This is a genomic window from Pseudarthrobacter cremeus, assembly GCF_051857465.1.
In the GTDB taxonomy this organism is placed as follows: domain Bacteria; phylum Actinomycetota; class Actinomycetes; order Actinomycetales; family Micrococcaceae; genus Arthrobacter.
This window is the reverse complement of sequence record NZ_JBPZHC010000001.1, coordinates 240,838-266,919: the sequence shown is the minus strand read 5'-3', so window position 1 is coordinate 266,919 and position 26,082 is coordinate 240,838. Positions and strand designations below refer to the sequence as shown.

24 protein-coding genes and 1 tRNA gene are annotated in these 26,082 nt (G+C 64.5%); 13 read left to right on the top strand and 12 right to left on the bottom strand.

What is annotated here, in order from left to right; all coding sequences use genetic code 11:
• Nucleotide 1 precedes the first annotated feature (1 nt).
• On the bottom strand, nucleotides 2-1,168 hold the full coding sequence (locus ACS5PJ_RS01150; protein WP_439433099.1) for a site-2 protease family protein: 1,167 nt from the start codon (nucleotides 1,166-1,168) through the stop codon (nucleotides 2-4).
• On the bottom strand, nucleotides 1,165-1,899 hold the full coding sequence (locus ACS5PJ_RS01145; RefSeq protein WP_439433098.1) for an HAD family hydrolase: 735 nt from the start codon (nucleotides 1,897-1,899) through the stop codon (nucleotides 1,165-1,167). Before ACS5PJ_RS01145 ends, ACS5PJ_RS01150 begins: the two co-directional genes overlap by 4 nt.
• Nucleotides 1,900-2,051: 152 nt before the next feature.
• On the opposite strand from ACS5PJ_RS01145, the gene ACS5PJ_RS01140 reads away from it, so the two are divergent.
• The gene (locus tag ACS5PJ_RS01140; protein ID WP_131681387.1) at nucleotides 2,052-2,957 is read left to right on the top strand and encodes a PAC2 family protein; all 906 of its coding nucleotides are present in this window, start codon (nucleotides 2,052-2,054) and stop codon (nucleotides 2,955-2,957) included.
• Nucleotides 2,958-2,972: 15 nt separating this feature from the next.
• Here ACS5PJ_RS01140 and mshC read toward each other — a convergent pair whose 3' ends face one another.
• Nucleotides 2,973-4,250, bottom strand: coding sequence for a cysteine--1-D-myo-inosityl 2-amino-2-deoxy-alpha-D-glucopyranoside ligase (mshC, locus tag ACS5PJ_RS01135; protein ID WP_439433097.1), 1,278 nt, complete (start codon nucleotides 4,248-4,250; stop codon nucleotides 2,973-2,975).
• Between the two features lie 15 nt (nucleotides 4,251-4,265).
• Complete coding sequence (locus tag ACS5PJ_RS01130; RefSeq protein WP_439433096.1) at nucleotides 4,266-5,099, bottom strand: undecaprenyl-diphosphate phosphatase; 834 nt, start codon at nucleotides 5,097-5,099, stop codon at nucleotides 4,266-4,268.
• Nucleotides 5,100-5,150: 51 nt separating this feature from the next.
• Here ACS5PJ_RS01130 and ACS5PJ_RS01125 point away from each other — a divergent pair, with 51 nt between their 5' ends.
• The gene (locus ACS5PJ_RS01125; protein ID WP_439433095.1) at nucleotides 5,151-6,086 is read left to right on the top strand and encodes an aldo/keto reductase; all 936 of its coding nucleotides are present in this window, start codon (nucleotides 5,151-5,153) and stop codon (nucleotides 6,084-6,086) included.
• Nucleotides 6,087-6,106: 20 nt separating this feature from the next.
• Here the strand turns inward: ACS5PJ_RS01125 and ACS5PJ_RS01120 are convergent, their stop codons facing one another.
• On the bottom strand, nucleotides 6,107-6,379 hold the full coding sequence (locus ACS5PJ_RS01120; RefSeq protein WP_354148449.1) for a hypothetical protein: 273 nt from the start codon (nucleotides 6,377-6,379) through the stop codon (nucleotides 6,107-6,109).
• Nucleotides 6,380-6,418: 39 nt separating this feature from the next.
• Here ACS5PJ_RS01120 and ACS5PJ_RS01115 point away from each other — a divergent pair, with 39 nt between their 5' ends.
• On the top strand, nucleotides 6,419-6,652 hold the full coding sequence (locus ACS5PJ_RS01115; protein WP_439433094.1) for a DUF5703 family protein: 234 nt from the start codon (nucleotides 6,419-6,421) through the stop codon (nucleotides 6,650-6,652).
• Here the strand turns inward: ACS5PJ_RS01115 and ACS5PJ_RS01110 are convergent.
• Together ACS5PJ_RS01110 and ACS5PJ_RS01105 are read right to left on the bottom strand one after the other, a co-directional pair.
• Nucleotides 6,649-7,809 carry an acyl-CoA dehydrogenase family protein gene (locus ACS5PJ_RS01110; RefSeq protein ID WP_439433093.1) on the bottom strand — a complete coding sequence of 387 codons (1,161 nt, stop codon included), beginning with the start codon at nucleotides 7,807-7,809 and terminating at the stop codon, nucleotides 6,649-6,651. The genes ACS5PJ_RS01115 and ACS5PJ_RS01110 overlap by 4 nt on opposite strands.
• Nucleotides 7,810-7,820: 11 nt before the next feature.
• Nucleotides 7,821-9,125 carry a M20/M25/M40 family metallo-hydrolase gene (locus ACS5PJ_RS01105; RefSeq protein WP_439433092.1) on the bottom strand — a complete coding sequence of 435 codons (1,305 nt, stop codon included), beginning with the start codon at nucleotides 9,123-9,125 and terminating at the stop codon, nucleotides 7,821-7,823.
• A gap of 173 nt (nucleotides 9,126-9,298) precedes the next feature.
• Between ACS5PJ_RS01105 and ACS5PJ_RS01100 the strand changes: the two genes are divergently transcribed.
• Nucleotides 9,299-9,381 (top strand) — tRNA-Leu (locus tag ACS5PJ_RS01100).
• Between the two features lie 625 nt (nucleotides 9,382-10,006).
• Entirely contained in the window at nucleotides 10,007-10,309 is a 303-nt protein-coding gene (locus ACS5PJ_RS01095; protein WP_108598821.1) for a DUF4193 domain-containing protein, read from the top strand.
• A 123-nt stretch (nucleotides 10,310-10,432) separates the two neighbouring features.
• On the opposite strand, the gene ACS5PJ_RS01090 is transcribed toward ACS5PJ_RS01095, so the two are convergent.
• A complete protein-coding gene (locus tag ACS5PJ_RS01090) occupies nucleotides 10,433-10,897 on the bottom strand; it encodes a GatB/YqeY domain-containing protein (RefSeq protein WP_439433091.1) in 465 nt (154 codons plus the stop codon).
• Nucleotides 10,898-11,002: 105 nt separating this feature from the next.
• Here ACS5PJ_RS01090 and ACS5PJ_RS01085 point away from each other — a divergent pair, with 105 nt between their 5' ends.
• The 4 genes from ACS5PJ_RS01085 (at nucleotide 11,003) to ACS5PJ_RS01070 (ending at nucleotide 15,151) form a co-directional block, all read left to right on the top strand.
• On the top strand, nucleotides 11,003-11,746 hold the full coding sequence (locus ACS5PJ_RS01085) for a M50 family metallopeptidase (RefSeq protein WP_439433090.1): 744 nt from the start codon (nucleotides 11,003-11,005) through the stop codon (nucleotides 11,744-11,746).
• A gap of 9 nt (nucleotides 11,747-11,755) precedes the next feature.
• Nucleotides 11,756-12,859 (top strand): glutathione S-transferase family protein, encoded by a 1,104-nt coding sequence (locus ACS5PJ_RS01080; protein WP_439433089.1) that lies wholly within the window; start codon nucleotides 11,756-11,758, stop codon nucleotides 12,857-12,859.
• Between the two features lie 17 nt (nucleotides 12,860-12,876).
• Nucleotides 12,877-13,986, top strand: coding sequence for a serine hydrolase domain-containing protein (locus ACS5PJ_RS01075; protein WP_439433088.1), 1,110 nt, complete (start codon nucleotides 12,877-12,879; stop codon nucleotides 13,984-13,986).
• Nucleotides 13,987-14,095: 109 nt separating this feature from the next.
• On the top strand, nucleotides 14,096-15,151 hold the full coding sequence (locus ACS5PJ_RS01070; protein ID WP_439433547.1) for an FUSC family protein: 1,056 nt from the start codon (nucleotides 14,096-14,098) through the stop codon (nucleotides 15,149-15,151).
• Between the two features lie 21 nt (nucleotides 15,152-15,172).
• On the opposite strand, the gene ACS5PJ_RS01065 is transcribed toward ACS5PJ_RS01070, so the two are convergent.
• The 3 genes from ACS5PJ_RS01065 to ACS5PJ_RS01055 are packed head-to-tail and all read right to left on the bottom strand — an operon-like array spanning nucleotide 15,173 to nucleotide 18,798.
• Nucleotides 15,173-16,084 (bottom strand): MaoC family dehydratase, encoded by a 912-nt coding sequence (locus ACS5PJ_RS01065; protein WP_439433087.1) that lies wholly within the window; start codon nucleotides 16,082-16,084, stop codon nucleotides 15,173-15,175.
• Nucleotides 16,081-17,421, bottom strand: coding sequence for a 3-oxoacyl-ACP reductase (locus ACS5PJ_RS01060; RefSeq protein WP_439433086.1), 1,341 nt, complete (start codon nucleotides 17,419-17,421; stop codon nucleotides 16,081-16,083). Before ACS5PJ_RS01060 ends, ACS5PJ_RS01065 begins: the two co-directional genes overlap by 4 nt.
• A gap of 9 nt (nucleotides 17,422-17,430) precedes the next feature.
• Complete coding sequence (locus ACS5PJ_RS01055) at nucleotides 17,431-18,798, bottom strand: acetyl-CoA C-acetyltransferase (protein WP_439433085.1); 1,368 nt, start codon at nucleotides 18,796-18,798, stop codon at nucleotides 17,431-17,433.
• A 61-nt stretch (nucleotides 18,799-18,859) separates the two neighbouring features.
• Between ACS5PJ_RS01055 and ACS5PJ_RS01050 the strand changes: the two genes are divergently transcribed.
• Both ACS5PJ_RS01050 and ACS5PJ_RS01045 read left to right on the top strand, forming a co-directional pair.
• Nucleotides 18,860-19,567 (top strand): TetR family transcriptional regulator, encoded by a 708-nt coding sequence (locus ACS5PJ_RS01050; protein ID WP_439433084.1) that lies wholly within the window; start codon nucleotides 18,860-18,862, stop codon nucleotides 19,565-19,567.
• A 1-nt stretch (nucleotide 19,568) separates the two neighbouring features.
• Complete coding sequence (locus tag ACS5PJ_RS01045; protein WP_439433083.1) at nucleotides 19,569-21,713, top strand: acyl-CoA dehydrogenase family protein; 2,145 nt, start codon at nucleotides 19,569-19,571, stop codon at nucleotides 21,711-21,713.
• 120 nt (nucleotides 21,714-21,833) lie between these two features.
• Here ACS5PJ_RS01045 and glgA read toward each other — a convergent pair whose 3' ends face one another.
• On the bottom strand, nucleotides 21,834-23,027 hold the full coding sequence (glgA, locus tag ACS5PJ_RS01040; protein WP_439433082.1) for a glycogen synthase: 1,194 nt from the start codon (nucleotides 23,025-23,027) through the stop codon (nucleotides 21,834-21,836).
• A 101-nt stretch (nucleotides 23,028-23,128) separates the two neighbouring features.
• Between glgA and glgC the strand changes: the two genes are divergently transcribed.
• Together glgC and ACS5PJ_RS01030 are read left to right on the top strand one after the other, a co-directional pair.
• Nucleotides 23,129-24,538, top strand: a complete 1,410-nt coding sequence (gene glgC / locus ACS5PJ_RS01035; RefSeq protein WP_439433081.1) for a glucose-1-phosphate adenylyltransferase — start codon at nucleotides 23,129-23,131, stop codon at nucleotides 24,536-24,538.
• A gap of 72 nt (nucleotides 24,539-24,610) precedes the next feature.
• On the top strand, nucleotides 24,611-26,062 hold the full coding sequence (locus ACS5PJ_RS01030; protein ID WP_439433080.1) for an SDR family NAD(P)-dependent oxidoreductase: 1,452 nt from the start codon (nucleotides 24,611-24,613) through the stop codon (nucleotides 26,060-26,062).
• The last annotated feature ends 20 nt before the right edge of the window (nucleotides 26,063-26,082 follow it).

Below are 26,082 nucleotides of genomic sequence, written 5' to 3'. Positions count from 1 at the left end.
TCTACCGGTTTTGACCCTGCGGATATCTATTTGAACGGACGGCCTTGCCGGTGATGGCGCCCACCACGGCGTTCTGCACCAGGAGCCCGGTCACGATCCCGTTGTGGTCCACCACGGCATATTCGTGGCCTTCGAACTGGGAAAGGTACTGGATCAGTTCCTGCCCCTGGGACCACTCGGGCACGTACGCTCCGGGAGTCAGTGCGTAGGACACCGCTGTCACGGGAGTGGAACCCGTGGCGGAGGCTGGAACCGCAGCGACGGCGGCCCTGTCCACTACACCCTGCGGGCGTCCGTCGGGCCCACAGACCACAACGGCCTGCGAAGCGTCCGGCGAGAGGTTCTGGAGGTCCGCCACGGTGGCGGTGGCTGGAATTCCGACGGCGGGCACCGCCAGGGCGGCGGCGCTGACCAGATGCAGCCTGCCGCGCAGTGTGCCCTGCTGGATCGAGGCGCTCGCCCCCATCCACAGGAAGCCGCAGACAAGGACTGTGACCATCAGGATGCTGAAGTCCGTCCCGCCGCCTCCGAGCAGGGGCCTTCCGATGAACCAGAAAACCAGTCCAACCACGATGACGCGGCCGGCCCAACCGGCGGCGACTGTGCCCTTGGCCTGGCTTCCGGTGGCTTTCCAGACAGCCGACTCGACGATCCTTCCGCCATCCAGCGGGAGCCCGGGCAGGACGTTGAAGATACCGATGACGAAGTTTGCCCACATAAAGATATTGACGAGGATCTCCGCCACGCTGCCCATGCCCACGCTGGACAGGACGAGCCAGGCACCGCCGGCGAGCACCAGGTTCGCTGCCGGTCCGGCCAGGGCCACGATGACGGAGCGCCCGGGAGATGCCGTGAAGTTCTCAAACTGGGTGTGCCCGCCCCACAGGTTGAGGACGATTTTCTGCGTCGGCCAGCCGAAGATCTTGGCCGTAAGGGCATGGGCGAGTTCGTGGACCAGGACCGAAATGAGGAGAAGCAGGGCGTACGCGAACGCCACATAGTAGGAGGCGACGCCAAGCGCAGGGTTCTGCTCCGACAGCAACGGTCCGTAGACAATGACCGTGAACGCGGCAATCACGAACCAGGAATAGGCAAGAATTACCGGAATGCCGGCAATCCGTCCCAGGCTGATGCCTTCGCGGCGCCCCGGTGCGGGTGCGTTACTCATGGCTTGCTCCCGGACAGCGGTGCCATGATGTCGGCGGCCCCGGCCAGGCTGATGGCGGCTATGGCTTCCAGATCAGAGACTGTCCGGCCGGCCAGTGACTCCCAGATGGTGTGCCTCGGGTCCTCGGGCAGCGGGACAATGTGCGGGATGGCCACTGTGGCAACTCCGGAGGCCACTGCGGCTGCCACCCCCGGCGCGGAGTCCTCCAACGCGACGCAGTGCCCGATGGTCAGGCCGGGGTCTGCGTCCTGGAGCAGTTCAACCGCAGTCAGGTAAGCCTCCGGGTGCGGCTTGCCCTGGCTTACGGTGTCTCCCGTGACCAGGAATTCGAAGTACGGTTTCGGAAGGCTCGCAACAATTTCGCGCGCCAGGGGTGATTCTGACATGGTGACCAGTGCACACCTCACGCCGGCCTGGTGCAGGTCTTCCAGAAGCTCCCTTGCACCAGGGCGCCAGGGAACCGACCGCTGTACGCTGCTGATGACTTCCGCGGTCAGTGAGTCAATGATTTCCCGGATCTCCAGCTGGACGCCGGCCGCCTGGAGGATCCCGGCTGAGTACGTCAATGACTGCCCCACGAGCTGCATGGCCTGGGGGTGCGACCAGGTTCCACCGTGGGCTTCCACCAGGGCATGCTCAGCGGCAATCCAGTAGGGCTCAGTGTCAACGATGGTGCCGTCCATATCCCAAAGTACGGCTCTGAGCGGGGACACGGAGGGTGAGGATCGCATGTTTTCAGTCTACGGTGCGAGCCTGAACGCCAGCCGGGGGATACGCCCTCGGCGAATATCAGCATCGCGTTCCCGCTCCCCCGGGTGCAGCTTCGTACTTTTTAGCAGTTCATTCAATGCATCACGCCGGTTCTTGGACGTAGGGTGAAGAAATGAATAGCTTCGACGGAGACACCACGGAACCCGGTGCCACGCCTGAACCGGAGCAGTTCCTGCTGCCAGTGGCCGATGGGGAGCGCATCACTGTGATGCTTGCCGCTTTCGAGGGCTGGAATGATGCCGGAGAAGCTGCCAGTGACTCCTTGCGCTACCTGAACAGGCTCTGGGGCGGCAAGAAGGTTGCGTCCATCGATGCCGACGAGTACTACGACTTCCAGTTCACCCGCCCCACCGTTCGGCGGACCGCAACGGGGGAACGCAAAATCAAGTGGCCGTCCACACGGATCTACAAGGCGAGTGTGCCGGATTCAAATGTGGACGTCATTTTTGTCCAAGGTACTGAGCCCTCCTACAAATGGCGCGCTTACACCGCGGAACTGCTGGTCCATGCCGAAGCGCTCAAGGTCGATTACGTCATCCTCGTCGGAGCCCTGCTGGCCGATGTCCCCCACAGCAGGCCGATCCCGGTGAGCACGTCTTCGGACGACGCCCCGCTGCGGGAGCGCCTGAACCTTGAGGCATCCCAGTATGAGGGTCCCGTTGGCATTGTCGGCGTCCTGGCCGAGGTGGCGTTACTGGCCGGCATTCCTACCGTTTCCCTCTGGGCGGCGGTTCCGCACTATGTGGCCCAGGCCCCGTCGCCGAAGGCCCAGCTGGCTCTCCTGAACCGGGTGGAGGAGCTGCTCCAGGTCCCGCTTGATACCCACGAGCTCGCTGAAGAGTCGGCTGCCTGGGAGCGGGGCGTGGATGAGTTGGCCACCGAGGATCCCGAAATCGCCGCCTACGTGAGGCAGCTCGAGGAAGCAAAGGACACTGCCGACCTTCCGGAAGCCACCGGCGAATCCATCGCCCGCGAGTTTGAGCGTTACCTCAAGCGTCGTGGCCGGGACAAGCCCTAGAGGCCGGGATCAGCCCTAGAGTACGACGCCGAGCAGGGCGTCTGCCGCGTCGCTCACCAGTGCCTGGTCGTGCCGGCAGCCCGCTGACGCGGCGGAGTTTGCCGCTGCTGCCCAGCGGTCCATAGCTGCCAGTGCGCCCGGCGCATTCAGGTCGGCGGCGAGGGCGGACCGCATCTCAGCGATCACGCCGGCAGCCGAGCCCTCCGGTGCAACGGCGAGGGCCCGCCGCCAGGTGGCCAGCCTGTCTTTCGCGCCGGCAAATCCCTCAGCCGTCCAGGACCAGTCGGAACGGTAATGGTGGGCCAGGATCGCCAGGCGGATGGCTGCGGGCTCTTCGCCTTCAGCCCGCAGCTTCGAGACGAGAACCAGGTTGCCCTTGGACTTGCTCATCTTTTCCCCGTCCAGGCCCACCATGCCGGCATGGGCATAGTGGTGCGCCAAGGGGACGCCGGACAATGAATAGGCGTGGCCTGCCCCCATCTCATGATGGGGGAAGATCAGGTCGGAGCCGCCGCCCTGGACGGTAAAGGGCGCGGGCAGGTACTGCTGGGCGATGACGGTGCACTCGATGTGCCAGCCGGGCCTGCCCTCACCCAGTTCGCCGCCGGGCCAGCTGGGCTCGCCCTCGCGGGCCACGCGCCAGAGCAGCGGGTCCAGGGCCTGCCGCTTTCCCGCACGTCCCGGATCCCCGCCCCGTTCGGCGAACAATTCGAGCATTTCCGACTCGCCGAGGTGGGAGACCGAACCAAGGGTCCATGCGTCCGGGGCGACCGTGTGCTTCCCGGCAGCTTCGACGTCATAGTAGACGTCGCCGTCGGGCTCCCCCGCGGTACCCGGAACGCGGTAGGCGAGGCCATCGCGCAACAGCCGCTCGATGGCGGGGACAATCACGGGCACGGATTCAACAGCGCCCACGTAGTGGTCCGGCGCCAGGACGTTCAAGGCTTCCATGTCGGTCTGGAAGAGCTGGATCTGGCTCGCCGCCAGTTCCCGCCAGTCGACGCCGGTGGCCGTGGCGCGCTCCAGCAGGGGATCATCGACATCGGTCACGTTCTGCACGTAGGAGACGCGTTGGCCGGCGTCGCGCCACGCCCGGTTCAGGAGGTCGAACGCAACGTAGCTGGCGGCGTGGCCCATGTGGGTGGCGTCGTAGGGGGTGATTCCGCAGACGTACATGGACTGCTCCCCGCCGGCCGGGAGCGCCACTTCACTGCCTTGGGCGGTGTCGAAGAGCCGGAGGGCGGGCATGGTGCCGGGCAGCACGGGGACAGGGCGGGAGGTCCAGGATTTCACAGACCAAGCCTAGTGCTAGGCGCTGATGACATTGAAACCGAGCAGGAGGTAAAGGGCCATACCCAGGATGATCCGGTACCAGACGAACAGCCGGTAGCTTCGGGTGGAGATGAATTTGAGGAACCAGCCGATGATGACATAGCCCACCGCAAACGCGATGACCGTGGCAAGCGCCGTCTCGGGAAGTCCGTATGGGCCGGTGATGCCGTCCTTGGAAACCACCTTGTACAGCTGGTAGAGGCCGCTGCCGAAGACTGCAGGGATCGCCAGGAGGAAGGAATAGCGTGCTGCGGCCTCCCGGGTATAGCCCATCAGGAGACCGGCCGTGATGGTGCCCCCGGACCGCGATACCCCTGGAATGAGGGCAAGTGCCTGGGCAAGGCCGTAAAGGATGCCGTGCTTGTAGGTCAGCTGCGAAAGTTCGCGTTCCTGCTTCCCTATCGCGTCAGCGACTGCCAGGAAGAGGCCGAACACGATAAGCATTGTCGCCACGAGCCACAGGCTGCGCAGTACTGACTCGATCTGGTCCTGGAACAGCAGTCCGAGCACAATGATGGGGAGGCTGCCCAGGATGACCAGCCATCCCATGCGGGCATCGGGGTCCTGCCGGGAGACTTTTCCCGTCAGGGAGCCCGCCCATGCCTTGACAATCCGGACGATGTCGCGCCAGAAGTAGACCACCACCGCCGTTTCGGTCCCGAGTTGGGTTATTGCCGTAAAGGCAGCCCCCGGGTCGGCGGCGTTTGGCAGAAATTGGCCTACGATCCGCAGATGCGCGCTTGATGAAATCGGAAGAAATTCGGTCAGTCCCTGCACAAGGCCCAGCAGGGCCGCCTCAAACCAGTTCACGCTAAGACCCTACGTCATGGACCTGAGTTCAATCCCCGTAAGCTTGCAGCTATGCAGCAGCGTTACGTCGGCAACAGTGGATTGCGAGTCTCCGCCCTCTCCCTCGGCACCATGTCCTGGGCTGGTGAAACCGACGAACAGGACGCCACTGAGATATTGCGGACCTTCGTCGATGGCGGCGGAAAACTCATCGATACTGCTGCGTCGTACGCTGACGGGCGTGCAGAGGCCATGATCGGCGCGCTGCTGGGTGACGTCGTCTCCCGCACCGAGGTGTGCATCTCCACGAAAGCGGGGACGTCGACGTCGGACGGGCGCCGGACCGTCGACACCTCCAGGAACGCGATGCTGACCGGCCTGGACGCCAGCCTTGCCAGGCTCGGGACCGACTATGTGGACCTGTGGTTCGCCGAGGCGTGGGACGGAAACGTTCCCTTGGACGAGACGCTGTCCGCTCTTGAATTCGCCCTCCGCAGTGGCCGCGCCCGCTACGTGGGAATCTCGAATTTCAACAGCTGGCAGAGCGCCAAAGCAGCCGCCGTGGCCGGGTTTCCGCTGGTTGCCGCACAGGCTGAGTACTCGCTGCTGCAACGAAAGCCTGAAGCGGAACTGATACCCGCCGTCGAAGATGCCGGGCTCGGCCTGATGGCCTGGGCGCCGCTGGGCCGTGGCGTCCTCACTGGAAAGTACCGCAACAGCATTCCCGCTGATTCCCGGGCATCGCGCAATGAGTTTGCACCTTACGTTGAACCCTATTTGGCGCCCCAACCCTCCAGCGTTGTGGAAGCAGTTGCGATGGCGGCCAAGGGGTTGGGCCGGACCGCGCTGGACGTGTCACTGAGCTGGCTGCTGGCCCAGCACGGGGTGGCAACGGCCATCATCGGACCGCGGACCCCTGTCCAGGCCAAAGAAATCCTGGCTGCCCAATTAACGCGTCTTCCACCGGAGATTGCCCGTGCGCTTGAGGACGTATCCCAGCCGGGCTAGCAGCCCGGGGTATCGGAAATTCAGTCTTCGAGGATCTCGATATCCTCGTCGTCGTCGACACCTGATTCCTCGTCCTCGTCCTCGTCTTCCTCATCGTCAAAGACCTGGAGGGGTGTGACTTCGCTATAAGCCTCGTAGATCGCGTCTTCATAAACCTCGAAAGCATCGGCCACCGCGAAGAACGCGGCTTCAACGGCAGGATCCCCATCTCCGCGTCGGTTCGATGCTGCTATAAGGTGTTCTTCCAAGGCGGTGGTCAAGGATTGAAGCGCGACACGCGGATCGATGCTCATGACTTCACGTTAGCCGGAAAAGGACGAAAATGGAGAGCAATGAAGGAACATTTTCTGACCAGCTCGGTCCAGCGGGAACGGGATTTTCTCAGTCAATACGAGTACCTCGTATTGACGGTCAGTCCCGTCGATTCACTGCCTGAAGCAAGGCGCAGGCTCGTGGAGCACTCCGAATACGGCAAGTGGGAACTGGAACGCAGCAAGCTGTATCTCGGCGGCGCGAGGCGCTTTTGGCTCCGCCGGCGGGTCATGCAGGTCCGGCGGACCGTCTAGGCCTCAAGCGGCCCCAGCCACGCGTTCGCCACGGTATTGTGGGCGGATTCATCGTCCGAGGGGTGGAACATGCCGGCCAGCACGTCACGGTACAGGCGTTCAAGTTCCGAGCCGCGGAAGTAACTGGACCCGCCACTGACGCGGATCGCCAGGTCCACGACGCGGCGCGCGGTCTCCGTCGCATTGACCTTCAGGCCAACGAGTTTCGGAAACCACTGGGACCCGTGCTCGGCGAGGGAGTCGACGTCACTGGTTACGGAATGCAACTGAGGGTAAAGATTGTCCATCGCCATGGCAGCCTCAGCCACTTTCCACCGGATGTCCGGGTCCTGGGAGTAGCTCCTGCCGTCGTTCTTGAACGATGTCCGGCGCTTCACGGCCTCGACGGCCAAAACCAGGGCCCTCTCGCCGATCCCTGTATATACGGCAGCGAGGAGCGACTCGAAGCAGGCGAAGATGGCAAAAATCAGCGGGTCCGGGGCCGGCCCCACGGGCAACCTGCGGAAGATCCGTTCCGGACCCACCTCCGCGCCGTCCAGGACCGTGGTTTGGGACTGGCTGGCACGCATGCCGAGGGTGTCCCAGTCGTCCAGGATCCGGTACCCGGGGGTGGCCCGGGTGATGAACCCGTGGACCAGCTCGCCCTGGCCATCCCGCCCCTGGCCGTCCTTGCCGAAGATCCCCAGCCGGGTCCACGCCGGCGAAAGGCTCGTGAAGATTTTCGTCCCGGTGAAGCTGTAGCCTCCGCCCGGAAGTGCGACGGCCGTGGTCCTTGAATCAAAGAGGACCGAATCGTTGCCTGCCTCGGAGTTACCGAAAGCAAAGACCTCCCCTTGGCCTGCCTCGCGCAAAACAAAGTCCAGTGAATGGTCGCCGCGGGCTGCCAGTACCTGCGCGACGCCGGTCCACACCAGATGCATGTTGATGGCCAGTGCGGTGGCCGGGGCCGCCATCGCCAGCCTCCGTTGGCACTGGGCCACCGCCTCAAGCCCCAGGCCCAGACCGCCGTCGGACACGGGAACAAACATTTTGAGATAGCCGGCCGCCGTCAACTCCTCAAGGTCCTCGGTGAAGAATGCGTTGTCCCGGTCGTAGCCTGCAGCGCGCCCGCGGATGGCTTCGATCAGCGGTTCGGGGAGCACTTCTTCGGGAGTCATGGCCGGCTTCCTCAGTAGTTGGTGAGAAGAGTATTCAGGACCCGGGCACCGAACTTCAGGGAGTCGGCCGGGACCCTTTCATCCACGCCATGGAACATGCCGGTGAAATCCAGGTCGGCCGGCAGCTGGAGCGGAGCGAAGCCGTAGCCTGTGATGCCCAACCGGCTGAGCGACTTGTTGTCCGTTCCCCCGGAGAGTGTGTAGGGCAGAACCTTGGCGCCGGGGTCCTCGGAGTGGAGTGCGTCGATCATGGAGTCCACCAGGTTTCCGGCGAACGGGACTTCAAGTGAGACGTCGTTGTGGACGTAGCTGACTTCGACGCCGGAGCCAGCGAGCTCCCGTACGATCTCCAGCACGTGGTCCTGCTGGCCGGGCAGGGTCCGGCAGTCCACCAGGGCTTCGGCGGATTCGGGGATGACGTTGTGCTTGTAGCCGCCCTTGAGCAATGTGGGGTTGGTGGTGTTCTGCAGGGTGGCCCCCACGAACCGGGCCACAGTGCCGAGCTGGTCCAGCAGGCGGTCAGGGTTATCCGGATCGAATTCGACGCCGGTGAGTTCCGTCACACCGTCCAGGAATTGACGGGTGGTGGGGGTCAGCTCGATGGGCCACCTGTATTCGCCGATCCGGGTCACCGCCGCGGACAGGCGCGTGACCGCGTTGTCGGTGTTGATCTGCGAGCCGTGGCCGGCCCGGCCGTGGGCCACGAGGCGAAGCCAGGAGATGCCTTTCTCGGCTGTCTGCAGGAGGTAGGTACGCTGCCCGCCGATGGTCGCCGAGAATCCGCCAACCTCCGAGATGGCTTCCGTGGCCCCGTCGAAAAGCTCGGGCCGCTTGTCCACCGCATAGCGGGCGCCGTACTCGCCGCCTGCTTCCTCATCGGCGAAGAAAGCAAAGATGATGTCGCGTTTGGGCTTGCGTCCCGACCTCGCGAAATCCCGCATCACTGAAAGGATCATGGCGTCCATGTCCTTCATGTCCACGGCCCCGCGGCCCCAGATCAGCCCGTCCTTCAGTTCTGCGCCAAAGGGGTCCACTGACCACTGCTCGCGAAGCGCTGGAACAACGTCCAGGTGGCCATGCACCACCAACGCACTGGCCGACGGGTCCTCGCCCTCCATCCGGGTCACCACGCTGGCCCGGCCGGGGGCGGATTCGAAGATCTCGGCCGAGAGGCCGACCTCCTCGATCAGTCCTGCCGTATATTCGGCCGCGGCGCGCTCCCCCGGGCCGGAGCCGTCCCCGTAGTTTGAAGAGTCAATGCGGATGAGTTCCTGGCAGATCCGGACAACTTCATCCTCGGCACGGGTATCAGACATACAGGCTCCTTGGGCAGTGGGAGGGCGCTGGGAACCAGCGCGTTCTCATGTGCCCTCAGCCTACCCAGTTGTCCCGATTCCATCTTTCCGGAAAGTTCGTGTTAGAGTTTTTCTCGCTGCTTCGGACAGGAGCGAAACGCTGAAAGGCGGAATCGTGGTCCGAAATACCACCTGCGCGGGTGGCGGAATGGCAGACGCGCTAGCTTGAGGTGCTAGTCCTCGAAAGGGGGTGGGGGTTCAAGTCCCCCTCCGCGCACAATGGGAAAAGCCCCTGGAGTCCATGGATTCCAGGGGCTTTTCTGCGACCCTACGAACTGTGGATCCGGGACGCCCTAGAGCGGATGAAGTCGTGGTCTTCCTGGGACAGTGCCATCTCCCCATGTTGCCCGGTGGCAGGATCCGCTCCGGTTTCCTTGGAGATGATGGACGTGATTGTCCGCGGAAGTATCTGACATCCCGGGTTATCGATAAGCCACTTCTGCGTAGCCGGGTCAAGGCGGCCCCAATTGTCTTTGATGTTCATCGTGATCGATGCTGCCTTCCGAATGGGTACTGGTTCTCACGGTGTGCAACATGGTATTGAGCGAGGAATATGAGAGGTCCCCGAGCCCCCAAAGTACGCCACTCCACTACGGAAGACAACGAAAATTTTCGGCCTTCTCCTGGCGTCACGGGCCTGCCGTTTCATGGTGCTGCCAAAGCCGCCGGCTCCCGTCCAGGGTTCGCACTCTGACCAGCCGGCCGAAGGGGTGCCGTTGGTCACATCCGGCGCACTTTCCGGCGGATATGGGGTTTAATTCCCTGAACCTATTGGGGAATACCAGTGTGATGCTGTACGTTTCATACGCGACAGACGAACCAAAGAAAAGAGAAACACCTAAGTGGCAACCGATTACGACGAGCTCCGTTCCGACGTCAAGGAATCCCAAGACAACTCGCTGGAGCAGCTTCAGTCAGCCAATGCGCCGGACGCCCGCAGCGTTGTCCTCGAGCTCGATGAAGCCGACGGACTTGACGGTGCCGGTGTTCCCGGAGGCGAATTCGTAGCCGAGGAACTGGTGGTCCAGGTCATTCCCCAGGCCGACGACGAGTTCACCTGCTACTCCTGCTTCCTGGTCCGGCACCGCTCACAGATTGCCAAGCAGAAAGACGGACACACCTACTGCACGGACTGCGAAGGCTGATCCGGCAACATAGGACTTCCGGTACCGGCCCTCGCTGCGCCGGCACCATACGAAAAGGCACGCCCACTGCAAAGTGGACGTGCCTTACGTGTTTAAAGCCCGGTTCCTGGCTGCAATGGCCGCTCAGGCAAGACGGCTGCGGACGATCTGGCTCACGGCCTTGCCGTCGAAGCGGCCGGCAACTTTCGCTGTCACGGGTTTCATGACCTCACCCATCTGGCGGGCAGTGAGCTCCCTGCCTTCCTCCCGGAGGCCGGCGATGGCTTCATCCACAATGGCCTCCACTTCCGCCTGCGTGAGTGCCTGGGGCAGGTAGGCCTCGATAACCTGTGCTTCGGCAATCTCGGCGGCAGCGCGATCAGGCTCGCCGGCCTCGGTGTAAATACGGGCAGTATCGCGCCGCTTGGCTGCTTCCTTCTGCAGGAGCGCCGTCACCTGGATGTCGTCAAGCTCGATGGGCGCTTTTCCGGACTTTTCGCGGGTTTCGATCTCGCCCAGGACATTGCGCACGGTCGTCAGCGCTGTCTTGTTGCGTTCCTTCATATGGACTACGACGTCGGCATGCAGCCGTTCCTTCAAAGTGCTCACGATTTCCTCTGTTCATCAAGGCCTGGCCCGGTGGGTGGTCTTTCAGGGTCCTCTAGTACCGTAGAGGTCTATGGCTGACAATGACCACTCCCCCTCCTGACCGCCATGATCCCCCTCGCCGGGCAACTGTGGCAACGCCTGATCGAAGCCTTCAACCGCACAGAACCTCCCGCTGTAACGCTGACCGAGCTGTTCCTGGTCCTGGCTGCCGCGGTCGCGCTGTCCATCCCCCGGCAGACCTGGCGGTACTTCGGCCTGCTGGCGACAGCTACCCATGAACTCGGCCATGCCTTCGCCGCTGTACTGAGCGGACAGCGCCTGGGCGGTATCCGCCTCAGGCTCGACCACTCGGGGACAACCACCAGCTACAGCCACAGGTCAATTGCCGCCGTCTGGTCCGGTTTCTGGGGGTACCCCGTACCGGCCCTGGTAGGCGCGGCATTTGTGTGGTGCGGGTTCAGTGGCTGGGGACCCGCGGCACTTGTGGTCGGAACCCTCATACTGCTTGTCTCGCTCGTCTTCATCCGTAACCTTGCAGGACTGCTGATCACGGCGGCTTGTGTCCTCGGCAGCGCTGCGCTGGTCCTGTGGGTGCCGGCCGGATTCAGCGGCCACATGGCGATCATCCTGGGCCTGGCCCTTCTCGTGGCCGCTGTCCGGGACCTCATCAAATTGACCAACGTGCACCTCCGGCGGCGCGACAGGCTGGCCAGCTCCGACGCGTACCTGCTGTACCGCGCCACGTCTGTGCCCGCCTTTATCTGGATAGTCCTGTTCAGCGCCGTCGTGGCGGGCTGCTGGCTGGTCGCCTGGCTCCCCATCTCCACGATCCTGGCCGCCGGCGCATAGGCTGGTCCCATGAGCCAGGAATCGCAAGCGACCCAGCCGACAACGGGAACCACGGACCACAGCACCCGGGGCGCCTACGTCACCGGCGGAGCGGAATTCACCCGGGACACGAACTACATCGAGGACCGGATCACCCGTGACGGACGTACCGGAGACCACGGCGAGCCGGGTTGGCCCGCAGAGGCCGGCCGCTACCGGCTGATCGCGGCACGGGCATGCCCCTGGGCGAACCGGACCGTGATCGTCCGCAGGCTTCTTGGGCTGGAGGACGCCATCTCCCTGGGCCAGCCGGGCCCCACCCACGATGCACGGTCGTGGACCTTTGACCTGGATCCGGGCGGCGTTGATCCTGTGCTCGGTATTGAACGGATCCAGGAGGCCTATTTCCGCCGCTTTCCGGATTATCCGCGCGGCATCACAGTACCGGCCATCGTCGATGTGCCCAGCGGCGGGGTGGTCACGAACAACTTCCCGCAGATCACCCTGGACTTCTCCACTGAATGGACCGAATTCCACCGCGACGGCGCCCCGGACCTTTACCCCGAGGAACTCCGGGAAGAAATCGACGCGGTCAACAAGAGGGTCTTCACCGAGGTCAACAACGGCGTTTACCGTTGCGGCTTCGCCGGCTCCCAGGACGCCTACAACGCGGCATATGACCGTCTGTGGACGGCATTGGACTGGCTCGAGGAACGCCTCACCAGCCAAAGATTCCTCGTGGGCGACACCATCACTGAGGCAGACGTGCGCCTGTTCACCACCCTTGCCCGCTTCGATCCCGTGTACCACGGGCATTTCAAGTGCAACAGGCAAAAGCTGACCGAACTGCCGGCGTTGTGGGGCTATGCCCGGGACCTGTTCCAGACGCCCGGATTCGGCGACACGATCGACTTCGTCCAGATCAAGCAGCACTACTACATCGTTCATGAGGACATCAACCCCACCGGCATAGTTCCGCAAGGACCTGACCTTGCCGGCTGGCTGGAGCCTCATGGCAGGGAGGCGCTCGGGGGACGGCCATTTGGCGAGGGCACTCCCCCGGGACCGGTGCGGCCCGGTGAGGAAGTCGCAGCGGGCCACGGCGCGGCCGCCAGCCGGGAAAGCGCTTTCTAACCCGCTAAGCTATGACCATGCACAAATCCCACGGCTTTGCAGCGCCCGGATATGAGGGGGTCCTGGATCTGTTCGAATCCTTCCTCGCCGAGGATCCGGAATACAGCGCTCAAGTATCCGCCTACCGGAATGGCCAGAAGGTTGTTGACCTGACCGGCGGACCCCACATCACGGCCGGGACCATCACCGGCGTGTACTCGGTCTCCAAAGGCGTCGCCGCCCTGGTTATCTCACTGCTTGTCCAGGAGGGGCTGCTGGACCTTGACCGGACCGTAGCGCATTACTGGCCCGAGTTTGGTGTCCACGGCAAGGACGGGCTGCTGGTGCGTGAGGCACTGTCCCACCAGGCCGGGCTGCTGGGGGTGGAGGGCGGTTTCGCACTGGACGAATTCCACACCCCGCAGGCAGCGGCAAGGCTCGCGGACGCCAGGCCGGCCTGGCGTCCTGGAAGTTGCTTTGGCTACCATGCGATCACCATCGGCATCCTCATGGAGGAACTTTGCCGTCGGGTGAGCGGCACCAGCCTCCAGAGCATCTATGATCTGCGGATCCGGAGCGTCTACGGAGTCGACTTCTTCCTGGGGCTGCCCGAAGAATTGGAGCCGCGCTACCGGAACGTTCTTTATGACACCGATCCCCGGCAGCCATGGCTGGACCCGCTGAGCCTGGACGGGCTGAACAGCAACGCCCCAGTCAGTTCCATCATGGAACTTCCTAATCGCCAGGAAGTGCGCGCAGCCGGCATGAGTGCTGCCGGCGGGGTTGGCACCGCCCAGGGACTGGCACGGCTGTACGCTGCGGTGACCACCGGCGTCGACGGCGGTGCGCCGTTGCTGACTCCTGAAACGATCAGCCTCATGTCGCAGGAGCAGGTGTGGGGACTGGACCGGAGTTCCGGACTGGACAACGCCTTTGCCGTGGTGTTCATGAAGCCGCACCCGTCACGGAATTTCGGCAGCCACCGCGCTTTTGGCCACGAGGGCGCCAATGCCGCCCTCGCATTCGCCGATCCCTCCTACGGTCTGGGATTTGGATATGTTCCGCGGCGGGCCGAGGACGGCCGTACGCCAGGAAGGGCGCATCGCCTGGCCTCGGCGGTGCGGTGCTCGGCAGCAGCCGCGTCCTAGGCGGGCGCTTGTCCTGATTGATGCGGCGCCCTAATGTTGGGCAGTGCGAAACTCTAAAAGCCAGAAGGACACCCAGCAAAACAAGGGGTCCCGCCTTCTGAAAAATGCGGTGGCCGGACTTGCGGTAGCGTTCACCGTGCAACGGCTCCAGCTCGCCGCGAAGGCGGCGATCGCGGCAGGCCTGGCCTTTCTTATCGCCCCCTACATGCCGGGTTCGGCGGCGAATTACCCCTACTACGCACCGTTGGGTGCCTTGGTTGTGATGTATCACAACGTGGCTGGTTCGATGAAGCAGGGTGCGCAGACCCTGATTGGACTTGCCATGGGCATTGGCCTGGCGTTCCTGCTAATCAATGTCACCGATCCCTCGCCCCTCAGTGTGGCCTTCTTCATGGGCGTTGGTGTCCTGCTTGGAGGACTGCCCAGGCTCGGCTCAGGAAGTGACTGGATCCCGACGGCGGCCCTGCTGGTGCTGCTGGTGGGAGGCAGTGATCCAGAGGACTACTCGTTCGGCTACCTGATCCAAATGGGCGCCGGAGTGGCTGTGGGCATTGCCGTGAACTTCCTGATTTTCCCGCCCCTGCATTTCGCTGCGGCGGCGGAAAGCCTGGACGAACTCCGGGGCGCGTTGGGCCGGCAACTGACAGACATGGGGGCTGCACTGAAGGAGAAATGGCCACCCGAGCACGAGGACTGGTCCAGGCGCTCGGACGAACTCGCCGAAGCTGCACGAACTGTCCGCCACCTGGTCAAGGAGGCCGACCTCAGCCGCCGGGCCAACCCCCGGCGCAAGCTGCATCCCCGCGATGTGGATCTGGACTACCGTAACCTTCGCGAACTTGAGCGGGTGACCTTTCATATCCAGGATATGACTGAGGTCCTCGCCGACGTCATCTGGAAGGAGGACATCCCCTACGAAGTTCCCTTTGAGGACAGCGCCCCTCTCGCGGATGCCATGACCGCGACCGGCCGGTTGCTGGGCTCATTCCAGCACGAGGACGTGGAAGAGCAACGGAAGCTGCTCGGCGCGGCCGAATCTGCGGTAGAGGATTGCGTGGCTGCCGCGGCGGCGCGGACGCCCACTGAGGGCACCGTGCCGGCTTCCGAGTCCATTCTCCTGAGCCTGCACCGGATCCTTCGGTCGGCGCGGCCTGAACCTGATTAGCCCGGCCTGAGGAGTCCACCTTTAAAGCGTCGCTACGGAGCCGCTGAAGTGCTTCCGGCCCGAACGGGGGTTCCACGCGACGTAATCAGAACGCTCCCACGCGCCGCCGTGCCCCTGCGCCGTCCTGATATCCAGGGCAACGCGCGCGGGAAGGAACACCGGCGCCTCGAAGGTGACGTCCCAGCTGAAGGATTCGCCCTTGGCCGGGCCCACGTCCGCAAGGGCGCGCGAGGCAAGGTACATGCCGTGGGCAATCGAACGCCGCATCCCCAGGGCTTTGGCCGACAGCACGCTCAGGTGGATCGGGTTGAAGTCCCCGGACACGGCGGCATAGGCCCGGCCGGTGTCAACCCCCAGGTGCCACATCGCGGTGGGGTCCCCCGGGGTGAAGTCAGTGACGCCGTTGGGCGGTGTGGGCTTATCTATCCCTGGCAGGAATACCCCCTTGGCCAGATAAGTTGACCGGCCCGTCCACCGGATGTCCGGGGAACCCGAAGCGCGGATTTCGGCCACAATGTCCAGCTGCGTGCCCGCCCGGTGGCCCCTAAGGTTTTCCGCCCACGCCACTATGTCCAACGGCTGCGTGAAAAGGACCGGCGAGCGTTGCTCGACGCGGTTGCTGAGGTGGATCATCCCCAGCATGGGCAGCGGAAAGTCGTCACGGTTCATCACGCTGATGGCCAGCGGGAAGGTCAATGCGTGAAGGTAGCCGGCCGGCAGGGTGTCCCGCGCCGTCAGTCCGATGAGGTGCTGGTATGCGGTGAGGTTGCCGACGTCGGCCGTTATCCCCCGCACTTCATGGCCACTTTCCGGCAGGCGTGAACCGCCATGGGTCCCCAGGACCCGCCGGCGGGCGGCCTGCGCAGCGGCATTGACATACAGCTTGGAGAGGGACGGCATCTCCCCAAGGATCACGGGCTGGAGCAGGCTCATGCCCCCACCATGTACTGTCCGCAGACACGCAATACCCCGCCGTTGATGCCCCCGGCGCCGTCGCTTGCCAGGAAGGCAATGGCCTCGGCCACGTCATCGGGCTGGCCGCCCTGGCGGAGCGAGTTCAGCCGGCGGCCGGCTTCCCTGAGCACCAACGGGACCCGGGCGGTCATTTCCGTCTCGATGAAGCCGGGGGCCACGGCGTTGATGGTCCCGCCGCGCTCCGACATCAGCGGTGCAGCAGCCCGGACCATGCCCATGACGCCCGCTTTGGATGCCGCATAGTTGGTCTGCCCGCGGTTGCCGGCGATACCGCTGGTAGAGGCAACTGAGACAATCCGCGGCGAATTGCGGAAATGCTCCGAGGCGAGGAGGGCTTCGTTGATCCTGAGCTGCGCGGCAACATTGACGTTAATGACGGAGCTCCAGCGGGTGTGGTCCATATTTGCCAGCAGCTTGTCCCTGGTGATGCCTGCGTTGTGTATGACGATATCCAGATGGCCGTGGCGCTGGACAGCATGATCGATGATCCGCTGGCCGGCGTCTTCGCGGCTGATGTCCAGCTGCAGGGCGGTGCCGTGGATCTCGTTGGCAACCTGGGCGAGGTGGTCACCGGCGGCGGGGATGTCCACCAGCACCAGGGTGGCCCCGTCCCGGTGGAGGGTGCGGGCAATGGCCGCGCCGATTCCACGGGCTGCGCCGGTGACCACGGCGACCTTGCCGGCAAGGGGCCTGTCGGGGTCCGCCGGCAGCTGGCCGTCGGCGGAGGTGACAGTCAGGAACTGGCCGTCCACGTACGCCGAACGCCCGGACAGGAGGAACCGCACGGCCGCCAGGACGCTGGGGCTTGTCGTTTCGGCACCCTCTTCGAGCAGGATTCCATTACCGGTCGCGCCCGACCTGAGCTCCATCGCCAGGGACCGCAGGAATCCGTCCACGCCCTGCCGCGCCGCTGCCTGGGCAGGGCTCACGCCGGCGGTGGCCGGCCGGGAGACCGTGATGACCCGGCCGCTCGGGCCGAGATCCCGCACCGAAGATGCCACCGACAGTACGGGACGCTCCAGATCGTCCGGATGCGCGACGTCGTCCAGCACCAGGATGATCGCACCCAGGCGTTCGCGCGGGACGGCATGCCTGCGCACATCGAGATCCCAGGCGAGCAGTGTGGCCGCGAGGGCATCGGCGGATGCCGTGCTTCCCTGGACCAGCACCGGGCCGGCCACCAGCGGCTGTCCCGGCCGGTACCGGCGGAGGATTGCCGGCTGCGGAAGACCGAGCTGCCGTGCGACTTTCCTGCCGAGCCCCTGGTTCACCAATTGCGTGTATTTGTCCGTCATCCGGTCCCCCTAAAGTGCTTCGAGAATTGCGACGACGCCCTGGCCGCCGGCCGCGCAGATGGAAATGAGTCCGCGTGCCGGCCGCCCGTCAACGGTGCCCTTGGCCTCGAGCATCTTGGCGAGCGAGGCGACAATCCGGCCGCCGGTTGCTGCGAACGGGTGCCCCGCGGCGAGGGAGGAGCCGTTGACGTTCAGTTTGGTGCGGTCGACGCTGCCGAAGGCGCCTTCCAGCCCAAGCCGGGCGCGGCCGAATTCCTCGTCCTCCCAAGCTGCCAGGGTGCTCAGGACCGTCCCGGCGAAGGCTTCGTGGATTTCGAAGAAGTCGAAGTCGGCCAGGGTCAGCCCGTTGCGGGCCAGCAACCGCGGCACGGCGAACGCGGGAGCCATCAGGAGGCCGTCCTTGCCGTGGACAAAATCCACGGCAGCAGCTTCACCGTCCACCACGGCTGCGAGCTTGGGCAGGTCGTGGGAGTCGGCCCATTCCTCCGAGGCCAGCAGCACGGTCGATGCCCCGTCGGTCAGCGGGGTTGAGTTGCCTGCCGTCATAGTGGCTTCAGCGCCCAGGCTCTTGCCGAAGACGGGCTTGAGGGTGGCCAGTTTCTCCAGGGTGGTGTCCGCCCGGAGGTTCGAGTCCCGGGACAGGCCGCGGTACGGCGTGAGCAGGTCATCGAAAAAGCCGGAGTCGTAGGCAGCCGCAAGGTTCCGGTGGCTGTTGAAGGCCAGCTCGTCCTGGGATTCACGGGTGATGTTCCACTGGGCGGTGGTCAGGGCCTGGTGTTCACCCATGGAGAGCCCCGTGCGCGGCTCCCCCGTGTTGGGCGCGTCAGGCGCAAGATCCTTGGGCCGCAGCCTGCTGAGCACCTTCAGGCGTTCGGGAAGGGTCTTGGCCCGGTTGAGGTCCAGGAGAACCTCCCGCAGGCCTTCGCTGACCGCGATCGGAGCGTCAGAGGCCGAGTCCACACCGCCGGCGATCGCGGACTCGATCTGGCCCAGTTTGATCTTGTTGGCCAGGCCCAGGACTGTTTCCAGGCCGGTGGCACATGCCTGCTGTACGTCGTAGGCGGGAGTCTCGGCGGACAGCGCTGAACCCAGCACAGCCTCCCGGGTGAGGTTGAAGTCCCGGGAGTGCTTGAGCACTGCACCGGCTGCAACCTCGCCGATGCGTTCGTCCTGCAGGCCGAACCTCGCGATGAGGCCGTCCAGGGCGGCCGTGAGCATGTCCTGGTTCGAAGACTTTGTGTAGGCGCCGCCTGTACGGGCAAAGGGGATCCTGTTGCCGCCCACCACCACTGCCCGGCGGAGAGGCCGCCCTCCACCGGTAGCTGCTGCGCTGCTGAATTCCTGGGGTCCGGGTGTGGACTGTCCGTTGACGGACATGGCTGTCTCCTCTGATCTGCGGCGGTTACCGATACCCAGCGTACCTGATACGCTGGGTATCGTGAACAACCTCCACCCAGACCTTCCGACGCCGGCCTCCGGCTCGAGTGCCGACGGCCGCTCGTCACGCTGGCAGACGCACAGGGAGGAGCGGCGCCGGGAGCTCATCAAGTCTGCACGGCGGGCTGTGCACGCTCTGGGCAGCGACGCCTCCATGGAGGACATCGCAGCGGCCGCGGGCACGTCCAAATCTGTCTTCTACCGCTATTTCGGCGACAAGGCAGGGCTGCAGCAGGCGGTGGGTGAAGTTGTCCTCAGCCAGATGCAGCGCAAGATCGGCGAAGCAGCCCAGAGCGCCCAGACGCCGCGCGAAGGGCTGCACGCCATGATTTCCGCCTACCTGCAGATGGCGGAAACCAGCCCCAACGTCTACAGCTTCGTCACCCGCTCTTCCCCGGTTGAAGTGGACAGCCCCGCAGCCTCGACGGCGATTTCCGGTGCCCTTGGCCACTTCTTCGAATCCATTGCCGAGATGATCGCCGCGCCGATGCGGACCCACCTGGGCGGCGGCAAGGAAGCGGTGATCGGATTTTGGCCCACGGCAGCGATCGGCCTGGTCCGGAACGCGGGCGAGCAGTGGCTCAGTACACCTGAGTCAAGTACGAAACCGGACCAGGAAGCCATGGCCCGCCAGATCACGGCATGGCTGTGCGTGGGTATCGCCCCCGAACTTATCGAAACATCTGTCAGAACCAACGAAGGACATTGACATGACCGAAGTAGTTGACCGTCCCACCGGCAAGGGGCCCGCCACGGGTATTTCAGTTGCCGGCCAGCGAGAGGCGGTGCAGCCCGCCGTCGACGTGGCAGCCCTCGGCGAGCAACTGCTCGGAAAGTGGTCGGCTGCCCGCCGGCAGGCGCGGAGTCTGGCCAGTCAGCCCGCGCTTCACAAAATTGAAGGCCTCACCCACACGGACCACCGGGCCCGGACCTTCGGCCAGTTGAAATACCTCGTCGACAACAACGGCGTGCACCGGGCCTTTCCGTCGGAGCTGGGCGGTGCAGATGACCACGGCGGCAATGTGGCCGGCTTCGAGGAACTTGTCACCGCCGACCCGTCACTGCAGATCAAGGCCGGCGTCCAGTGGGGCCTGTTCGGCTCAGCCGTCATGCATTTGGGCACCGCCGGGCACCACGCCAAGTGGCTGCCGGGCATCATGAGCCTGGACATCCCCGGCTGCTTCGCCATGACGGAGACCGGCCACGGCTCCGATGTCGCCAGCATTGCCACCACGGCAACCTTCGACCCGGACACGCAGGAGTTCGTGGTCCACACTCCGTTCCGCGCCGCGTGGAAGGACTACATCGGAAACGCAGCCGTGGACGGCCTGAGCGCCGTTGTCTTCGCCCAGCTCGTGACCAAGGACGTCAACCACGGCGTCCACGCCTTTTACGTTGAGCTGCGGGATCCGGTGACCAAAGAGTTCCTGCCAGGCGTCGGGGGTGAAGACGACGGCGTCAAGGGCGGCCTCAACGGCATCGACAACGGCCGGCTGCACTTCGACAGCGTCCGCATTCCCAGGACGAACCTGCTCAACCGCTACGGCGATGTGGCATCCGACGGCACCTACACATCCACCATCGCCAGCCCCGGCCGGCGGTTCTTCACCATGCTCGGAACCCTCGTCCAGGGCAGGGTATCGCTGGACGGCGCAGCGGTGGCCGCTTCGAAGATCGCGCTGACGGCTGCGATCCGCTACGCCACCGAGCGCCGCCAGTTCAACGCTTCGTCCCACACCGACGAGGAAGTGCTCCTGGACTACCAGCGCCACCAGCGCCGCCTGTTCACCCGCCTGGCCACCACCTACGCCGCAGGCTTCGCACACGAGCAGCTGCTCCGGAAGTATGACGAGGTCTTTTCCGGCGCCCACGACACCGACGCTGACAGGCAGGACCTGGAGACCCTGGCTGCAGCCCTCAAACCGCTCAGCACCTGGCATGCCCTCGACACCCTGCAGGAGTGCCGCGAGGCCTGCGGCGGAGCCGGCTTCCTGATCGAAAACCGCTTTGCTTCCCTCCGCGCCGACCTGGACGTGTACGTCACCTTTGAAGGCGACAACACGGTTCTCCTCCAGCTGGTGGCCAAGCGTCTCCTGGCCGACTACGCCAAGGAATTCCGGACCGTCGATTTCGGCGTCCTGGCCCGTTATGTTGTCGGCCAGGCGACGGGTGCCGCCATCCACCGGACCGGCCTTCGCCAGGTGGCCCAGTTCGTTGCCGACACAGGCTCAGTCCAGAAGGCGGCCCTGGCCCTGCGGGACGAGGACGGCCAACGGGCGCTGCTCACCGACCGGGTCCAAACCATGGTGGCCGACGTCGGGTCGGCCCTTAAGGGCGCCAACAAGCTGCCGGTTGAAAAGGGGGCGGCCCTCTTCAACGAGCACCAGCATGAACTGATCGATGCTGCACAGGCACACGCTGAACTCCTGCAGTGGGAGGCATTCACGGATGCACTGAACGACATCGAGGACCCCGGCACGAAGATGGTCCTGACCTGGCTGCGCGACCTCTTCGGCCTCTCCCTGATCGAAAAGAACCTCGCGTGGTACCTCATGAACGGCCGCCTCTCCATGCAGCGCGCACGCACCGTGGGCGGCTACATCAACCGGCTGCTGGTGAAGATCCGGCCGCACGCCCTGGACCTCGTCGAAGCCTTCGGATACGGCGACGACCACGTCCGTGCCGCCGTCGCCACCGGGGCCGAGAAAGCGCGGCAGGACGAGGCGCGCGCCTACTTCAGGGCGCAGCGGGCAAGCGGCAACACTCCTGTGGAGGAGAAGGTGCTGATCGCCCGTGCAACTGCCGGGGCAGCCGCGAAGGCGGCCGCGGACTCCCGCTCTCCCCGCGGCAAGTAGTGGCTTCAGCGGCTTAGCAGCCCCGTTCCCCACGGTACAGACGACGACGGCGCCGCTCCCCCAGTGCGGGGGCGGCGCCGTCGTCGTCCATTGCCTGCTGAACGGTTCAGTGCCGAGGCATCAGAGAACTGACCGGTACACCTCGAGCGTGGTTTCCGTGATGGACTCCCAGGAGAAGTGCTCTTCCGCCCGGCGCCGGCCTGCCTGCCCCATGGCACGTGCCCGCTCCGGGTCAGACACCACCTCAGTCAAGGCGGCGGCAAATTCGGTGACGAACTTCTCCGGATCCAAGGGCGTACCTGTGCCGTCGGTGACCTGCTCGATGTCCACCAGAAGGCCGGTCTTGCCGTGCTCAACAACCTCCGGGATGCCGCCGGTGGCACTCGCCACCACGGCAGCGCCACAGGCCATGGCTTCCAGGTTCACGATGCCCAGCGGCTCGTAGATGGAGGGGCAGGCAAATGCAGTGGCGTGGCTGAGCACCTGGATGAGTTCGTTCCGCGGCAGCATCCGTTCAATGAGGACGACGCCGGTCCGCTGGGTCTGGAGTTCCTCGATCAGGCGGGCGGTTTCCGCCGCCAGCTCCGGCGTGTCGGCCGCGCCGAGGCACAGGACCAGCTGCACATCTGCCGGCAGCTTTGCTGCGGCGCGCAGGAGGTACGGGACACCCTTCTGGCGCGTGTTGCGGCCTACGAACACCACGCTGGGCTTGCCGGGATCAATGCCAAGCGCCCTGATGGCGTCGTCGTTTTCGTCGCGGTGCCACATGTCGACGTCGATGCCGTTATGCACCACCCGGACCTTGGCCGGGTCAACGTCGGGGTAGCTGCGCAGGATGTCCTGGCGCATGCCCTCGGAGACCGCGATGATGGCTGCCGCGGCCTCGTAGGCGGTCTTCTCGACCCATGAGGAGACCGCGTAGCCGCCGCCGAGCTGTTCTGCTTTCCACGGACGCAGCGGCTCAAGGCTGTGGGCGCTCAGGACATGGGGAATTCCGTGCAGCAGTGACGCCAGATGACCGGCCATATTCGCGTACCAGGTATGCGAATGGACCAGGTCCGCTCCCGCCACGTCAGGCACGATCCGGAGGTCCACCCCGAGGGTCTGGATGGCGGCATTTGCCGGACCGAGGTCTTCGGGCACGGAGTAGGAGGTCACCCCGGCGCCGTGGTAGTCGGCGTCGCGGGGAGCCCCGAAAGCACGAACCTGCAGGTCAACATGCTTACTAAGCACCCTGCTCAATTCGGCTACGTGTACTCCGGCGCCACCATAGATCTCCGGCGGGAACTCTTTAGTCACAATGTCTATTCGCACGCTACCCAAGGTAGTCCTTCGGGCTTAACTGTTCTAGTGTGAAGGAGTCCGGGCATGCCGGACTGTTTGGGGAGTTACGAAGGCGTACAGGAGCGACCACCATGCCGTTGAACAAAAAAGTCCTGGCCATTGTCCTCGCAGGCGGCGAGGGAAACCGGCTAATGCCACTGACGGCAGACCGTGCCAAACCAGCCGTACCCTTTGCGGGCAGCTACCGCCTCATCGACTTCGCCCTCTCGAATTTGGTGAACTCCCGCTATCTGCAGATCGTGGTGCTGACGCAGTACAAGTCCCACAGCCTTGACCGGCACATCTCCGAAACCTGGCGGATGTCCACGCAGCTTGGCAATTACGTCGCCTCCGTCCCTGCACAGCAGCGCGTTGGCAAGAGCTGGTTCCTGGGCAGCGCGAACGCCATCTACCAGTCACTGAACCTGATTCACGACGCCAACCCCGACATCGTCGTCGTGGTCGGTGCGGACCACGTCTACCGCATGGACTTCGCCCAGATGGTGGAGCAGCACGTCCTCAGCGGCGCCAAGGCCACCGTTGCCGCCGTACGCCAGCCGCTGAGCATGGCAAACCAGTTTGGCGTGATCGAGGTGGACCAGAACGATCCCCAGAAGATAGGCGCCTTCGTGGAGAAGCCTGCCACCACCCCCGGCCTCGCGGCGGACCCAACCCAGTTCCTCGCCTCAATGGGAAACTACGTCTTCAACGCCGACGCCCTGGTGGAAGCGCTGCACGTCGATGCCGAGCGGCTGGACACCAAACACGACATGGGCGGGGACATCATCCCCTATTTCGTCAACCAGGGTGAGGCCGGAGTCTATGACTTCACGCTCAATGACATTCCGGGTTCGACTGACCGCGACCGGACCTACTGGCGTGATGTCGGCACCATCGATTCGTTCTACGACGCCCACATTGACCTCATCTCACCGCTGCCGGTCTTCAACCTCTACAACTCCGAGTGGCCCATCTACACCCGGCAGAGCATTTCACCGCCGGCCAAATTTGTAAGGGGCGTCAATGACGCCGTGGGTACCGCCCTTGATTCGATTGTGTCCAGCGGCGTAGTCGTCTCCGGCGGCATCGTCGAGGGCTCGGTCCTGTCCCAGGACGTGTTCGTGGGGACCGGCAGCAGGGTGGTGGACTCCGTCCTGATGGACAAGGTGTACATCGGTGAGGGGGCCGTGGTTAACCACGCCATCATTGACAAAAACGTCAGGGTCCCCGCCGGTGCAGCGATCGGCCTGGACCACGACCTGGACCGGGCCCGCGGTTTCAAGGTCACCGAATCCGGCATCACGGTCCTGTCCAAAGGCCAGGAGGTCCCGGAACCCGGAGACGCCGAGCGGGAGCTTGCCGCCAGGAACATGCACCTCCTTCCGAATGCAGTCAAGGCTGCTACCGCCCAGTCTCCGGAATTCCGGGACTCGATCAACCGGGCCACGGGAGAGCACGCCGGCACCTCGGCGGGCGCCGCATCGGGGGCCAGTCGCTCCTGAACCGTCGTTTGTCCCGGCCGGTCCCTAACACGGGGGCCGGCCGGATCTTTTGCAGGCTGTAAAATCGGTACAATGAGCTCCCCCGATCTGACGCCTGAGGAAATCCAGGCCTGCCTCAAGGTTTTGAACACCATCCACGTCTACGACGAGGAACACCCTGATTACGTCTCGGTACGCCGCGCCACCGGGAAAATGTTCAAGGCCGTCAAACGTCACCGCCGGGTGACCAAGCGGGACCTGATCTCTGAAGCGGACCGTGCGGTGATCGCCCGGACGGCAACGGCAGCACCGGACCGGATCGATGACGAGACGCGCGGCAACAAGCTGGAGACCTCAGCCACCGGCAAGGTGGCGGGAAATCTGATCCGCTCGCGGCCCTGCTATATCTGCAAAAAGCACTACACCCAGGTGGACGCCTTCTACCACCAGCTCTGCCCCGAGTGCGCAGCCTTCAGCCACAGCAAACGTGATGCCCGCACGGATCTGTCCGGCAAAGCGGCGCTGCTGACCGGCGGGCGCGCCAAGATCGGCATGTACATCGCCCTCCGCCTTCTGCGGGACGGCGCCCACACCACCATCACCACAAGGTTTCCCAAAGATGCGGCCCGCCGTTTCGCGGCCATGGAGGACAGCGGTGACTGGCTCCACCGGCTCCGGATCGTGGGCATAGACCTCCGTGACCCTTCGCAGGTGATGGCCCTGACCGATTCGCTGAACGCGGCCGGTCCCCTGGACATCATCATCAACAACGCCGCCCAGACCGTGCGCCGTTCCGGCAACGCCTACAAACCGTTGGTGGACGCTGAAGACGAACCCTTGCCGGCCGCGTTGGAACCGGCCAACGGAGGGCCCGAGCTTGTCACATTCGGCCATGCCCATGACAAGCACCCCCTTGCCCTGGCGGGCAGCGTCACCGAGCACCCTGTGCTGGCCGGGGATGCCATCACGTCATTGGCACTCTCCACGGGTTCAGCCTCACTGGAACGCATTGCCTCAGGCACCGCAATCGACGCCGGTGGCCTGGTCCCGGACCTGGCCGGCATCAACAGCTGGACCCAAGTGGTGGACGAGGTGGACCCCCTGGAGATGCTGGAGGTCCAGCTCTGCAACGTCACCGCCCCGTTCCTGCTGGTGAGCAGGCTGCGGGATGCCATGAAACGGTCCACCGCACACCGGAAGTACATCGTGAACGTCTCAGCCATGGAAGGCCAGTTCTCCCGGGCCTACAAGGGACCGGGCCATCCTCATACGAACATGGCAAAAGCGGCCCTCAACATGATGACCAGGACCAGCGCGCAGGAAATGCTGGACACCGACGGCATTTTGATGACCGCCGTGGACACGGGCTGGATCACTGACGAACGCCCGCACTTCACCAAGGTCCGGCTGATGGAAGAGGGCTTCCACGCTCCCCTGGACCTGGTTGACGGCGCCGCCCGCGTTTACGATCCGATCGTGATGGGCGAAACGGGCGAGGACCAGTACGGCGTCTTCCTCAAGGATTACAAACCCAGCCCCTGGTAACAGGAACTGTTGTCTCCGCC

What these genes read in the sequence shown, in the direction of transcription:
- ACS5PJ_RS01065 (WP_439433087.1), bottom strand. Translation starts at nt 16,084, where the DNA reads ATGAGCCTGCTCCAGCCCGTGATCCTTGGGGAGATGCCGTCCCTCTCC.
- ACS5PJ_RS01045 (WP_439433083.1), top strand. Translation starts at nt 19,569, where the DNA reads ATGACCGAAGTAGTTGACCGTCCCACCGGCAAGGGGCCCGCCACGGGT.
- ACS5PJ_RS01030 (WP_439433080.1), top strand. Translation starts at nt 24,611, where the DNA reads ATGAGCTCCCCCGATCTGACGCCTGAGGAAATCCAGGCCTGCCTCAAG.
- ACS5PJ_RS01115 (WP_439433094.1), top strand. Translation starts at nt 6,419, where the DNA reads ATGAAGGAACATTTTCTGACCAGCTCGGTCCAGCGGGAACGGGATTTT.
- ACS5PJ_RS01060 (WP_439433086.1), bottom strand. Translation starts at nt 17,421, where the DNA reads ATGACGGACAAATACACGCAATTGGTGAACCAGGGGCTCGGCAGGAAA.
- glgC (WP_439433081.1), top strand. Translation starts at nt 23,129, where the DNA reads ATGCCGTTGAACAAAAAAGTCCTGGCCATTGTCCTCGCAGGCGGCGAG.
- ACS5PJ_RS01145 (WP_439433098.1), bottom strand. Translation starts at nt 1,899, where the DNA reads ATGCGATCCTCACCCTCCGTGTCCCCGCTCAGAGCCGTACTTTGGGAT.
- ACS5PJ_RS01105 (WP_439433092.1), bottom strand. Translation starts at nt 9,125, where the DNA reads ATGTCTGATACCCGTGCCGAGGATGAAGTTGTCCGGATCTGCCAGGAA.
- ACS5PJ_RS01140 (WP_131681387.1), top strand. Translation starts at nt 2,052, where the DNA reads ATGAATAGCTTCGACGGAGACACCACGGAACCCGGTGCCACGCCTGAA.
- ACS5PJ_RS01075 (WP_439433088.1), top strand. Translation starts at nt 12,877, where the DNA reads ATGCACAAATCCCACGGCTTTGCAGCGCCCGGATATGAGGGGGTCCTG.
- ACS5PJ_RS01080 (WP_439433089.1), top strand. Translation starts at nt 11,756, where the DNA reads ATGAGCCAGGAATCGCAAGCGACCCAGCCGACAACGGGAACCACGGAC.
- ACS5PJ_RS01150 (WP_439433099.1), bottom strand. Translation starts at nt 1,168, where the DNA reads ATGAGTAACGCACCCGCACCGGGGCGCCGCGAAGGCATCAGCCTGGGA.
- ACS5PJ_RS01125 (WP_439433095.1), top strand. Translation starts at nt 5,151, where the DNA reads ATGCAGCAGCGTTACGTCGGCAACAGTGGATTGCGAGTCTCCGCCCTC.
- ACS5PJ_RS01085 (WP_439433090.1), top strand. Translation starts at nt 11,003, where the DNA reads ATGATCCCCCTCGCCGGGCAACTGTGGCAACGCCTGATCGAAGCCTTC.
- ACS5PJ_RS01110 (WP_439433093.1), bottom strand. Translation starts at nt 7,809, where the DNA reads ATGACTCCCGAAGAAGTGCTCCCCGAACCGCTGATCGAAGCCATCCGC.
- ACS5PJ_RS01055 (WP_439433085.1), bottom strand. Translation starts at nt 18,798, where the DNA reads ATGTCCGTCAACGGACAGTCCACACCCGGACCCCAGGAATTCAGCAGC.
- ACS5PJ_RS01120 (WP_354148449.1), bottom strand. Translation starts at nt 6,379, where the DNA reads ATGAGCATCGATCCGCGTGTCGCGCTTCAATCCTTGACCACCGCCTTG.